We start from the raw sequence: 11,923 nt of genomic DNA on the forward strand, positions 1-11,923 counted from the left end.
CCAGGTGGGACGGGTTGGCGGCCAGCGAGATCTGGATCTTGTCGCCCTCGCGGGTCTCGAAGACCCCCTCGGTGCCCAGGTGGTACTTGACGTCACCGGAGCCGTGCGCGCTGCGCGGGTCGAGGTTGCCCTCGAACTCACCGAAGATCTGCCCGTAGGACTTGCCACAGATGTTGGCCAGCACGTTCAGGCGACCACGGTGGGCCATGCCGATGACGGCCTCGTCCAGTTCGGCCTTGGCGGCCTTGGAGATCACACCGTCCAGCAGCGGGATCAGCGACTCCCCACCCTCGAGGGAGAAGCGCTTCTGACCCACGTACTTGGTCTGCAGGAAGGTCTCGAAGGCCTCCGCGCTGTTGAGCCGGTGCAGGATGTGCAGCTGCTCGTCACGGTCGAGCTTCTCGTGCTCGCGCTCGACGTGCGACTGGATCCACTCCCGCTCCTCCGGGCTCTGGATGTGCATGTACTCGATACCCACCGTGCGGCAGTAGGTGTCGCGCAGCACGCCCAGGACATCGCGAAGCTTCATGACCTGCTTGCCGCCGAAGCCCCCGGTGGGGAACTCGCGGTCCAGGTCCCAGAGGGTCAGGCCGTGCTCCAGCACGTCCAGGTCCGGGTGCTTGCGCTGCTCGTGGGTGAGCGGGTTGGTGTCGGCCATGAGGTGGCCGCGCACGCGGTAGGCGTGGATCAGCTCCTGGACCCGGGTGGTCTTGTCGAGCTGGGTGGCCGGGTTGACGTGGATGTCCTGGACCCAGCGGACCGGCTCGTAGGGGATCCGCAGGGCGTTGAAGATCTCGTCGTAGAAACCGTCCTCGCCCAGCAGCAGCTGGTGGATCCGGCGCAGGAACTCGCCCGACTGGGCGCCCTGGATGATCCGGTGGTCGTAGGTCGACGTGATCGTCATGACCTTGCTGATGCCCAGCTCGCTCAGGGTGTCCTGGGAGGCGCCCTGGAACTCGGCCGGGTACTCCATGGCACCGACCGCGAGGATGGTGCCCTGGCCGGGCATCAGACGCGGCACGGAGTGCACGGTGCCGATACCGCCCGGGTTGGTCAGACTGATCGTGGTGCCCTGGAAGTCCGGCACGGCCAGCTTGTTGTTGCGGGCCTTGCGGACCAGGTCCTCGTAGCCGCTCCAGAACTCGGCGAAGTCCATCTGGTCGGACTTCTTGATGGAGGGCACGACCAGCTGACGGGAGCCGTCGGGCTTGGGGAGGTCGATCGCCAGACCGAAGTTCACGTGTTCGGGCTTGGCGACGCCGGGCTTACCGTTGACCTCCGTGTAGGAGTGGTTCATCTCCGGCATCGACTCGAGCGCCTTGACCATGGCGTAGCCGATGAGGTGGGTGAAGGAGATCTTCCCACCGCGGCTGCGTCGGAGATGGTTGTTGATGACGATGCGGTTGTCGAACAGCAGCTTGACCGGCACCGCGCGCACGCTCGTCGCGGTGGGCAGGGTCAGGCTGGATTCCATGTTGGTCGCGGTACGGGCGGCCGCGCCACGCAGCCGCTCCTCCGCGACCTGGAGCCCATCGTCGCTGTCGGTGTTCTTGGGTGCGGCCGGAGTGGGCTTCTTCTTCGGTGCGGGGGCTGCGGGGGCCTTCTCGGTCTGCGTCTTAGCGGTCGCAGTGGCCCCACCCTTCCCGCCGCCCGTGTCCGCGGGCTTGTAGTCCGCGAAGAAGTTCCACCAAGCCTTGTCAACCGAATTCGGGTCGGTGAGGTACTTCTGGTAAAGCTCCTCGACCAGCCACTCGTTCGGGCCGAAATCTGTCAGGGGTTGAGACGCCTCAGACGACACGGCGGAGATCGCCCACTTCCGCTGCTCGCTTGTGAATGTTCAGGAAAGACGGGTGGCTGCCGGCTAGGCGGGCTCAAAGAAGCATGAAGTCGCTCCCCCTGCGGGGAGTGTCTGACCAGGCCGGCACTCGTCGCGTACAAGGCTACTTGTACCGACCTCCCGGACGGGAACACTGTGGTTGTTGAAACTGGGAGATAGCTAACAATCTTTCACACGAACCCTGGTTTTCCGTGGTCGCGGCCTTGCCTTGTGTGACTATCGTGTCCCGTTTGTCCTTGTCCGTGGGGGTTTTCGGTTCACGGCGTCATGGCCGCCTTCGGTCGATGAGAATGTGACGCGACACACGTTTCCATGGGCTTGTCCGGGGGCACTCCCGAGCCGACGGTGGGAGTCGCGCTCCGGGCCGTGAAACGCAGGCGCCGGGGGTCGTGGACGCACGGATCTACGTGCTCTCCACGATTCCTCCTCGGTGTCGCCATCGCCCTGCCTACGATGCGCCTACGTACGGCGGGAACATCGGGGGCGAGGGGGGACCCATGAGGGGCCTGGGGGAACTGGAGGCGGCGATCATGTCCGCCCTGTGGCGCGCGGAGGGGCCGCTGGCGGTCCGCGACATCCGGGCGAGCATGGTCTACGACCGTGACCTCGCCTACACGACCGTCATGACCGTCGCCAACATCCTGCACCAGAAGGGGCTGTTGGAGCGTGAGAAGGCCGGGCGGGCCTGGACCTACCGGCCCAGGGAGACCCACGCCGAGTACACGGCGCGCGTCATGGGCGAGGTCCTGCGCACCGGCCCCGACCCCGGCGCCACCCTGCTCCGTTTCGTCGAACGCTTCAGTGATGAGGACATGGTCCGGCTCTACCACGCGTTCCGACAGGTCCGCGACCGACGTACCGGCTCCGCCCTGCCTCGCCGGTCACCGGCGACGCAATGAACGCACGCTCGGCGCGGCGACGGCCGCCGACGTCGCCATGATCGTCAGCCCGGCGACGATCAGCAAGGACCGGTCCGCGCCGATCGACTCGGCGAGCGGCCCGATGGCGACCTGCCCCACGGGCATGGCCACGAACGATCCCAACGCGTCGTAGGAGTACACCCGGGAGAGCCGATCCGCCGGGATGTTCTCCTGTACCGACACCTCCCAGGCCACGCTGAACTGCTCGACCGCGACCCCGCCCACGAACATCGCCGCGAACAACAACGGCACCATCGGTGACGGGTCGGCCAGCACGAAGAACGGCAGGGTCTGCACGGTGACCAGGGCGGTGCCGTAGAACAGCGCCCTTCGCGGCTGCCAACGCGCGGCCAGGACGCCGCCCACCAGCAGCCCCACGCTGTTGGCCGCCATCACCAGCCCCCACGTGGTCCGCCCGAAGGTCTCGTCGGCGATCCCCGGGCCCAGTACCGCGGTGGTCGCCGACCAACCGGCGTTGACCACCATGAACTGCAGCACGATGATCCACACCCACGGCCGGGCCACGAACTCGCCCCAGCCCTCCACCAGGTCGCGGAGCACGTTGCCGCGCTCCGCCGGAACCACCGACGACACCCGCAGGAACAGGAAGGCGGCCCCGGCCGCGGCGAACATCACGGCGTCCACGGCGATGGCCCACCCCGGACCCAACAGACCCACGGCGACGCCGCCCATCGACATCCCCGCGAACATGCCCAGCTGTTTGGCGATCCCGACCAACGCGTTGGCCTGACGCAGCAGCGTGTGCGGCACGGTCTGCGGGGTGATCGCCGCGGCCGCGGGCAGGTTGGCGGCGGCCGCGGCCCCGTTCACCAGGCTCAACACGATCATCAGCGGCAAGGTGGCGGACCCGGTGAGCAGGGTCGTCGCCAGGAGCCCCTGGGAGAGCGCCGCGAGAACACAGGCCCCTCGTAGCACCAGGGAGCGTGGCAGCCGGTCGGCGATGACCCCGCCCAAAAGCAGTAGGGACACGTTCGCCACCGACCGGGCGCCCACCACCAGACCCACCTGGGAGAGGGATCCGGTCACGTCCAGCACGGCGAAGGCCAACGCCACGTTCGCCATGCCGTTGCCGAACATCATCAGGACACGGCCCAGCGCCAGCGCGCGGAAGTTCGGGTGCCGCAGCGGGGCGGTGATCCCCGTTCGCGGCCCCGGGCCGGTGTTCCGAGCCTGGTCCATGCCTCGCACCCGTTCCCGCCTCGAATCGCCCCGACCGGGGAATGTTCGTGGAACAGGGAGGGGCGGTCAACCGGTTTTCGCGCGTGTGGGCGGGGCCCTCAGTCCAGGACCCAGCTGCGACCCTCGGCCGCGAGCTTCTCCACCAGGGTGGCGCTGTCGTGTTCCTTGGCGAACAGGTGCTCGGGACGGGTGATCGGCACGATCCACAGCCACTTCACCGGGTCTCCCTGGAAGGTCAGCCCCGAGGTGTCCGGCGGCAGGTGGTCGGGGTCGGTGACCAAGGGGGCCGGGTCCTCCAACAGCAGCACGGCGCCCGCGCCCCGGCGCATCGCCTTGTCCTCGGGGTTGTCCAGCCACTTGACCGTGTGGCCGGTACCGAACCAGGTGACCGCCCTCCAGGGGAACGCCCCGATCCACCGGAAGATGCGCGCCGCGTGGTGCGCGGGCAACGTCGTGGCCAGCGCCAACTCCACCCGGGCGTGGTGGGAGGTGTCGGCCATGTACCGGTCCAGGGTCGGCATCCGCTGCCCGCACATGCCGACCGTCGACAGGACCGTGAACGGCCGTTCCTTCGTCGGCGGTCGCTCCGACAGGCGCAACAACGGCGGGTGCCCGTCGGAGACGTCCCAGTAGTGGCCGGCCTCGCCCACCCGACGGTTCAGGTGACTGAGCACCGTACGCTGTACGCTCCGCCAGGCGCCCGAGGCCCGACGCCAGTCCCAGTAGGCCTCGGCGTGCACGACCCGCGGCCACAGCCGGCGCTTGACCGAGTCCAGTTCCCACGCGTACGCGCTGCGGCCGATCGCCTCACGCGCGTACCCGGGCAGCCCGCTGTCGGCGTCCGCCCAACCGGGGATGACCGCCAGCAGGCCCTCCTCGTCGAGCAGGGCCACCCCGTCGCCCTCCTCGAACCAGACCGCGCGCAGGGAGTCCGGGTCGAACCGGGGGCGGCCCTGGGGGTGCTTGGTGTAGGCCTCCGGCATCAGCGGGGCCCGCCCCTGGTACAGGTCGCCGGGCTGCACCTCGGTCGGCGCGCTCTCGTGGTTGGCCAGCCACACCGGGACGCGGATGCGCTCACGGGCGTCCAACAGGTAGGCGGCGGTGGTGTGGGAATCGCATTCGACGACGACGCGGCGGCTCTGGTACGGGCTGATCTCGTCGAGCAGGACGTCGATCTCGGTCACCGGCTCTCCCACGTGTGTGTCGACCCAGGGGGTGGTCGTGTTGTCGTGGTCACCGAAGGGGCGTGCACCCGTCCGGGCTGTCCACACTGCGCGTAGACTCGACGGTAGTGCCCTGACAGGCGGAGCAATGCCGCAGCCGCGTATAAGTCGTATAACGACCCGCGGCGCCACACCCCTTCCGCGCCGGGCGCAGTCCACCGACTCCACTCGTTACGGATACTTATGCCCGCCGAGCTCACTTTCGTCGCACCCCGCCGCGCCAAGCCGCCCCGGCACCTGGCCGACCTGTCCCTGGAGGAGCGCCAGGACGTCGTCCGTGAGCTGGGGGAGAAGCCGTTCCGCGCCAAACAGATCGCCAAGCACTACTACGGCGCCCTGGAATCGGACACGGCCAAGATGACCGACCTGCCGGAGGCCTCCCGGGAGAAGCTCGGCGAGGCACTGCTGCCGACCCTTCTCACCCCGGTCCGGCACATCACCTGCGACAACGGGATGACCCGCAAGACCCTGTGGAAGGCCTTCGACGGGGTGATGTTCGAGTCGGTGCTCATGCGCTACCCCGACCGCGTCACCCTGTGCATCTCCTCCCAGGCCGGTTGCGGCATGAACTGCCCGTTCTGCGCCACCGGACAGGCGGGCCTGACCCGCAACCTGTCCACCGGAGAGATCGTCGACCAGGTGATCGCCAGTGCCCGTGACCTGGCCGACGGCGAGGTCGCCGGTGGTCCGGGCCGGATCAGCAACATCGTGTTCATGGGCATGGGCGAGCCCATGGCCAACTACAAGCGGGTGCTGCAGACCGTCCGCCAGATCACCGACCCGGTCCCCAACGGCATGGGCATCTCCCAGCGAGGCGTCACCGTCTCCACCGTCGGACTGGTCCCCGCGATCAACAAGCTCATCGACGAGAAGATGCAGGTCCGCCTCGCGATCTCCCTGCACGCCCCCGACGACGAGCTGCGCGACGAACTCGTGCCGATCAACACCCGGTGGAAGGTCCGCGAGGTCCTCGACGCCGCCTGGCGCTACGCCGGCACCACCGGCCGACGCGTGTCCATCGAGTACGCCCTGATCAAGGACATCAACGACCAGGCCTGGCGGGCCGACCTGCTCGGCAAGCTCCTCAAGGGGCACCTGGTGCACGTCAACCTCATCCCGCTCAACCCCACCCCGGGTTCCAAGTGGACCGCATCGCGTCCCGAGGACGAGCGCGAGTTCGTGCGTCGCCTGCAGTCGCACGGCGTCTCCGTCACCGTCCGCGACACCCGCGGCCAGGAGATCGACGGGGCCTGCGGGCAGCTCGCCGCCGCCGAGAAGTAGCGCCGACGTGATCGAGACCCTCCTGGCCTTCGTGGTCGCCACGGCGGGCGGGCTGGTTCCGATCCTCAACATCGAGGTGTACCTGCTGGGCGCCGTCGCCACCCTGGACGACGGCGCCCTCGTCGCGATGGCGGTGGCCGCCGCGGTGGGGCAGACCCTCGGCAAGATCCCCTACTACTACGTGGGCAAGGGGACGATCACCGCCCCCTGGCTCAAGCGCAGGGCCGCCACCCCGGGCAAGTGGGCCACTCGGATGGCCGACTGGCGGGCCAAGGCCGAGGCCCGCCCGATCTGGGGGGCCGGGTTGCTGGCCCTGAGTTCCTTCGCGAGCATCCCGCCGTTCATGGTGGTCTCGGTCCTCGCCGGTGTGGTGCGGATGAACCTGGTCCTGTTCTGCGTGCTCACCTTCGTCACCCGCCTGGCCCGCTTCCTCATCCTGGTCCTGGCCCCCGCCTGGGCCCTGAGCCACCTTCCGGGCTGAGCCGTCGGTGGTGAAACCGGTCAGAGGACGTGGTCGGCCAGGCGGACGAACGTCTCGATGACCTCGGGGCCGTGGATCAACTCGGCGTCGTTGTGGCCGGCCCCGGACAGGACCTCCTCCTCGAACAGGTGCGCGCTCGCCTCCGCGACCGCATGGCTCTGTTCGGCCGGGACGATCGCGTCGACGTCACCGATCACCACGCTGGTGGGGACCTCCACCCTCGCCACCTGTTCGGTCACCGGGTAGCGATCCCACAGCATCAGCCGCACCGGCAGGAACGGATAGTGGTGGTCGCCCATGTCGGCCAGGGAGCTGAACGGGGAGCGTAGGAACAGCGCCGCGGGCGGACGTTCGACGGCCAGGCCGGTGGCCACGGCCGCGCCCAGGCTCTCGCCGAAGTAGAGCGTGCGGTCGGCCTCGAACCCCCGTTCGGCCAGGTGGTCGGCGGCGGCCCGGGCGTCGGCGACCAGCCCCTCTTCGGAGGGGGAACCCTCGTTGTCGCCGTAGCCGCGGTAGTCGAACAGCAGCACCGAGAACCCTTCCGCCGCCAGCGCCCGGGCCAGGGGCGCCCGGCTCTCGCGGTCGCCCGCGTTGCCGTTGGTCACCAGTACGGCCGCCTCGCGGTCCTCACCCCGGGGCGGAACGAACCAGCCGCCGAGTTCGAGACCGTCCTCGGTGTGGAGGCGTACGTCCTCGGCGCCCTCGATCACCTCCGAAGCGGCCGGAGGGTCGCCGGTGAGGGGCACGTAGATCACCGAACGCTGCATCACCCACATGAGCCCCACCAGGACCACGAGTACCAGGGCCACCACCGCGAACACGATCAAGAGGCGTCTCCTGCGGGTCGTGGGGGAACGGGCGTCGGTGCCGGTCACGGCGGTTCCTTCCGGGGAAGTGCGGGGTCCTCGTCGTGCGGGATACCCGTTGCCCGGCGGAACATCCCTGAGGTTTGCGTTGCAAACCGAACCTTCTCCGCGTACGGTCGAAGAAAGGTTTGCGGTACAAACCGGGGGTTCGAACGCACACCCCGTACGACATCGACCGCCTGGAGAGGATCCGGGCGGTCACCGCTGACTTCAGCGGTCACCAAGGGCTGTACACGGCCCTGCTGGGCCTGTTCATGATCTGGGTGGCCTTCGCCCCGCTCTCGGGGGCCGGTCTGTCCTTGGTCCTGGTCCCGGTCGGGATGCTCCTGCTCGCCGGCCTGTTCATGGCCGCCCAGCGCTACTACCGGCGTCGGTTCGGGAAGGTGCGCCCCCGCTGGACCACGAAGCGCGTCTTGTGGGTCGTGCTGCTGCTCTTCGGGTACGTCGTCCTGATGAGCGTGGCCAACGTGCTCGGTCTCCAGGGCGGGTGGGCCTTTGGCGTCTTCTTCGGCGTCTGCCTGGCCGCGGTCGGCTGTTCCGACCCGCGCGCCCGGTGGCACTACCTGGCCGGAGCCGGACTCGTGCCGGCGTTCAGTCTGCTCCCGCTGGGGGCGATCACACCTTCGGGGGTCCACCCGGTCGAGTGGGAGTACCCGGTGATGGTTCCGTTGGTGGCCGGGCTCGTCTTCGTGGTGAACGGGCTACTGGATCACCGTACGCTGGTGCGGACCCTCACCCCGGTGAGCGAGAACGGGACGGACTGACCATGGGCACGCCCTTCGAGGACATGGCGGAGATCGACCGTCTGGTGCACGAACCCTCGCGCCTGGCGATCACCAGCGCGTTGTTGTCCTGTGAGCACGCGGACTTCCTCTTCCTCCAGCGCATCACCGGACTGTCCAAGGGCAACCTCTCCAGCCACCTGTCCAAGCTGGAGAGGGGCGGCATCGTCACCGTCACCAAGAGCACCGGTGGCCGCCCCCGCACCACCATCGGTCTCACCCCCATGGGGCGGGACACCGTCGCCCAGCACTGGGAACGGCTGACCCGGCTGCGCGACGCCGCGCGCGAGTGGACCGCCCCCGGGGAGTGAACCCCGGAAGCGGTCCAGGCGTCGGTGCCCGTCAGGCGGTGGCCAGGTCGCGCTCTCGGAACCCGGCCAAGGACACCACCCCGGCCACCAGCACCGTGCTCAGGTAGAGCAGGTACGGCGCGGTCTCGAACCCCTCCATCGGTGGCCTGGCCAAAATCTCGAACGCGCTCAGGTTCATGGCCTCCTCCGGGAACTCGAACAGTCCGCCCATCATCGTGGTCACCAGGCTGTACCCGAACCACAGCCAGACCAGCGGCAGCAGCCGTGGAGCGGCTCCCAGCAGCAGGGCCGCCAACGCTCCGAACACCAGCGCGGCGGGCAGTTGGGCGAGCATCGACTCCACCATCCGCCACGTCCACTCGGCGTCCTCCAACGCCACCGCCGCGCCCAGGCCCAGCCCCAGCCCGCCGGCCAGAGTGATCAGCACCGTGGACACGAGCGCGACGACCAGAGCGGCACCGAACCAGTGCATCCGCCCCACCGCGGTGGACAGCAGCAGCTCCGCGCGCCCGGCGTTCTCCTCCACCCGGGCGCGCGAGACCGACAGCACTCCGTACGCGGCGGCCGCCATGATCACGTAGACGGTGATCATCCCGAGGAACCCGTCGACCAGGTCGTCGGTGTCGCCGCCCAGGACGGCCGCCAGGTCGGGCGCGGAGTCCAGCATGCCCTCGACCTCGGTCACCAGGCTTCCGAAGGCGTACCCGAAGGCGAGCACCGCCGCCGCCCAGGCGACGATCGCCCCGCGCTGTTGGTTCAAGTGCAGTGTGAACACCCCGCGCAGCAGCCTTCCGGCGCCGGGCGGCCCGGGGCGGACCGCGATCAACCCGGCGCCCACGTCACGGCGGCGGGCCAGTGCGTAGGTCACCACGAACAGCACCAGGACGAAGGCCCCGTACAGCGCCAGCGGCTCCCAGCGCAGTTCGTCGAAGGGCCGGGTCTGCTGTACCCACGCGAACGGTGACAGCCAGGACAGGGCACTGCCGCCCTTCTCCGCCATGTCGCCCACCGCACGGAACAGGAAGAGCACACCGATGACCAGGAAGGCGAGCCCCGAGGCGGAGCGGCCGTGTTCGGACACCTGGGCGCACACCGCCGCGATCGCCCCGAACGAGATCCCGGCCAGCGCCGATCCCAGACCGTAGGCGATCGAGTCCGCCACGGGCAGTTCGAAGGCCACCATGGCGGCCGTGATCAGCCCGCCGATGAGCAGGTTGGCCAGGGCCAGGGTGATCAGGGCCGCCGCGGTCTGCGCGCTCGCCCCCAACACCCCGGCGCGCAGCAGTTCGGCGCGCCCGCTCTCCTCGGCCCGGGTGTGCCGGACCATGTGCAACACGCTCATCACCGCCAGCGCGATGAGCAGACTCATGGTCAGTTCGTTGACCAGCATCGGGCCGAGCGTGTAGTCGGCGAGGCCGTACCCGGGACCGCCGAACACGATCCCGGTGGGCGAGTCCATCAGCGCGGCCCGCGCCTGACGTTCGGCATGGTCGGAGAAGATCTCGTCGAGGGCCGGGACACTGGCGGCTGTCAGCCCGGCCAGGGCCACGACCCAGATCGACATACGTAGTCGGTCACGGAGCAGGGCGAACCGGATCAGCGTGCCGGTCCCGGTGAACGCGCTCATGACCGCTGCCCCTCGCCGCCGGTGCCGTAGTGACGCAGGAACAACTCCTCCAGGGAGGGCGGGTTGCTCACCAGGGAACTCACGCCCAGCGCCGTGAGTTCGTGGAGCACCGCGCCCATGTGGTCGTGTTCCACGGCGAAGGACACCGTGGCGCCGTCGATGGTCAGGTCGTGCACGCCGGTCAGGTCCTTGAGCGTGGTCGCGTCGCCCTCCACCTCGGCCCGCACCGTCGAACGGGTCAGGTGGCGCAGCTCGGAGAGGGTCCCCGATTCCACGGTGCGGCCGCCGCGAATGATGGTGACCGTGTCGCAGAGCTTCTCCACCTCGGAGAGGATGTGGCTGGACAGCAGGACCGTTCGACCGGCCTCCTTGACCTCCCGCACGCACTCGGTGAACACCGCCTCCATGAGCGGGTCCAGGCCCGACGTGGGCTCGTCCAGGATCAGCAGCTCCGACGTGGACGCCAGCGCCGCCACCAGTGCCACCTTCTGCCGGTTTCCCTTGGAGTAGGTGCGCGCCTTCTTCGTCGGGTCCAGTTCGAAGCGTTCCAGGAACTCCCGTTTGCGCCGGGCGTCGAGCCCGCCGCGCAGCCGTCCCAGAAGGTCGATGGCCTGGCCTCCGGTGAGGTTGGGCCACAGCGACACGTCACCGGGGACGTAGGCCAGCCGTCGGTGCAGGTGGACGGCCTCCTTCCACGGGTCGCCGCCGAGCAGGCGCACGCTGCCGGAATCGGCGCGCAGCAGCCCGAGCAGGACCCGGATGGTGGTGGACTTGCCGGACCCGTTCGGTCCCAGGAATCCGGCGACCTCTCCGGTGCGGACGGTCAGGTCCAACTCGTCGAGGGCCTTGAATCGGCCGAAGGATTTGTCGAGGCCGCCGACTTCGATGGCGTTCTGTGGTGACATGGGCTGCTCCGATTCGGTTCGGTGCTCAGTGGTCGGTGGCGGGGGGATCGTCGCGGTGGGCGACGAAGGCCTCCAGGAAGGTGCTGTCCAGCAACAGCCCTTCGGTGTACAGCTCCAGTGCCGGGAGCATGTAGGCGTCGACCCACTCGCGCAGAACGGTGGAAGGGTCCCGGTCGGCGTCCTGGGGTCGCATGGTCGTGTGCAGCATCAGGGAACCCAGCGACAGGGAGACGACGTAGCGCGCCCGGGCCGCCGGATCGCGGCTGGGCTTGATCGTGCCCGCGCGCTCGCCCTCGGCCAGGTAGGCCTCGACGTCCTGGACCATGCGCTCGAACAGGGCCGACGCGACCTGCCCACCCGACCGGAGCGAGCGCATCAGGTAACCGAAGACGTCTCCGTAGCCGTCCACCTCGGCCAACTGCTGGAGGAAGTGGGTCGCCGACATCCGCGTGACGACCTCGCTCTTGGTCTCCGAGGTGAGCCTGAGAAC

11 protein-coding genes and 1 pseudogene are annotated in these 11,923 nt (G+C 69.1%); 5 read left to right on the forward strand and 7 right to left on the reverse strand.

The genetic code is table 11. The annotated features are described in order from the left end of the window. Positions 1–1,798, reverse strand: a 1,798-nt coding sequence (locus K8V84_RS12070) for a multifunctional oxoglutarate decarboxylase/oxoglutarate dehydrogenase thiamine pyrophosphate-binding subunit/dihydrolipoyllysine-residue succinyltransferase subunit (protein WP_304074213.1), incomplete at its 3' end; no start/stop codon positions are given. 536 nt (positions 1,799–2,334) lie between these two features. Between K8V84_RS12070 and K8V84_RS12075 the strand changes: the two genes are divergently transcribed. Continuing rightward, on the forward strand, positions 2,335–2,736 hold the full coding sequence (locus K8V84_RS12075; RefSeq protein WP_304074215.1) for a BlaI/MecI/CopY family transcriptional regulator: 402 nt from the start codon (positions 2,335–2,337) through the stop codon (positions 2,734–2,736). Here K8V84_RS12075 and K8V84_RS12080 read toward each other — a convergent pair. Together K8V84_RS12080 and K8V84_RS12085 are read right to left on the reverse strand one after the other, a co-directional pair. After that, positions 2,719–3,957 carry an MFS transporter gene (locus K8V84_RS12080; RefSeq protein WP_304074216.1) on the reverse strand — a complete coding sequence of 413 codons (1,239 nt, stop codon included), beginning with the start codon at positions 3,955–3,957 and terminating at the stop codon, positions 2,719–2,721. The genes K8V84_RS12075 and K8V84_RS12080 overlap by 18 nt on opposite strands. 98 nt (positions 3,958–4,055) lie before the next feature. Continuing rightward, positions 4,056–5,141, reverse strand: coding sequence for a suppressor of fused domain protein (locus tag K8V84_RS12085; RefSeq protein ID WP_304074218.1), 1,086 nt, complete (start codon positions 5,139–5,141; stop codon positions 4,056–4,058). A gap of 222 nt (positions 5,142–5,363) precedes the next feature. On the opposite strand from K8V84_RS12085, the gene rlmN reads away from it, so the two are divergent. Together rlmN and K8V84_RS12095 are read left to right on the forward strand one after the other, a co-directional pair. Beyond that, positions 5,364–6,461 carry a 23S rRNA (adenine(2503)-C(2))-methyltransferase RlmN gene (rlmN, locus tag K8V84_RS12090; RefSeq protein WP_304074220.1) on the forward strand — a complete coding sequence of 366 codons (1,098 nt, stop codon included), beginning with the start codon at positions 5,364–5,366 and terminating at the stop codon, positions 6,459–6,461. A 7-nt stretch (positions 6,462–6,468) separates the two neighbouring features. Next, a complete protein-coding gene (locus K8V84_RS12095) occupies positions 6,469–6,942 on the forward strand; it encodes a hypothetical protein (RefSeq protein ID WP_304074222.1) in 474 nt (157 codons plus the stop codon). A gap of 20 nt (positions 6,943–6,962) precedes the next feature. Here K8V84_RS12095 and K8V84_RS12100 read toward each other — a convergent pair whose 3' ends face one another. After that, positions 6,963–7,817, reverse strand: a complete 855-nt coding sequence (locus K8V84_RS12100; protein ID WP_304074224.1) for an alpha/beta hydrolase — start codon at positions 7,815–7,817, stop codon at positions 6,963–6,965. A 119-nt stretch (positions 7,818–7,936) separates the two neighbouring features. Between K8V84_RS12100 and K8V84_RS12105 the strand changes: the two genes are divergently transcribed. Beyond that, positions 7,937–8,572: a hypothetical protein gene (locus tag K8V84_RS12105; RefSeq protein ID WP_304074226.1), complete on the forward strand. Its 636-nt coding sequence runs from the start codon at positions 7,937–7,939 to the stop codon at positions 8,570–8,572. A gap of 2 nt (positions 8,573–8,574) precedes the next feature. After that, a complete protein-coding gene (locus K8V84_RS12110; RefSeq protein WP_304074228.1) occupies positions 8,575–8,901 on the forward strand; it encodes a transcriptional regulator in 327 nt (108 codons plus the stop codon). Between the two features lie 31 nt (positions 8,902–8,932). Here K8V84_RS12110 and K8V84_RS12115 read toward each other — a convergent pair whose 3' ends face one another. The 3 genes and pseudogenes from K8V84_RS12115 to K8V84_RS12125 form a co-directional block, all read right to left on the reverse strand. Then, entirely contained in the window at positions 8,933–10,528 is a 1,596-nt protein-coding gene (locus K8V84_RS12115; RefSeq protein ID WP_304074230.1) for an anibiotic ABC transporter efflux pump, read from the reverse strand. Further along, positions 10,525–11,433: an ABC transporter ATP-binding protein gene (locus tag K8V84_RS12120; protein ID WP_304074231.1), complete on the reverse strand. Its 909-nt coding sequence runs from the start codon at positions 11,431–11,433 to the stop codon at positions 10,525–10,527. The genes K8V84_RS12115 and K8V84_RS12120 overlap by 4 nt, the downstream gene beginning before the upstream one ends. A 25-nt stretch (positions 11,434–11,458) precedes the next feature. Further along, positions 11,459–11,923, reverse strand: a pseudogene (locus K8V84_RS12125) (TetR/AcrR family transcriptional regulator); the annotation flags it as partial.

The organism is Nocardiopsis listeri (assembly GCF_020741345.1).
Classification (GTDB): domain Bacteria; phylum Actinomycetota; class Actinomycetes; order Streptosporangiales; family Streptosporangiaceae; genus Nocardiopsis; species Nocardiopsis listeri_A.

Bases quoted from the DNA above. Each gene is read 5' to 3' on its own strand.
- K8V84_RS12075 (WP_304074215.1), top strand. From the start codon at position 2,335: ATGAGGGGCCTGGGGGAACTGGAGGCGGCGATCATGTCCGCCCTGTGG.
- K8V84_RS12080 (WP_304074216.1), bottom strand. From the start codon at position 3,957: ATGGACCAGGCTCGGAACACCGGCCCGGGGCCGCGAACGGGGATCACC.
- rlmN (WP_304074220.1), top strand. From the start codon at position 5,364: ATGCCCGCCGAGCTCACTTTCGTCGCACCCCGCCGCGCCAAGCCGCCC.
- K8V84_RS12110 (WP_304074228.1), top strand. From the start codon at position 8,575: ATGGGCACGCCCTTCGAGGACATGGCGGAGATCGACCGTCTGGTGCAC.
- K8V84_RS12115 (WP_304074230.1), bottom strand. From the start codon at position 10,528: ATGAGCGCGTTCACCGGGACCGGCACGCTGATCCGGTTCGCCCTGCTC.
- K8V84_RS12120 (WP_304074231.1), bottom strand. From the start codon at position 11,433: ATGTCACCACAGAACGCCATCGAAGTCGGCGGCCTCGACAAATCCTTC.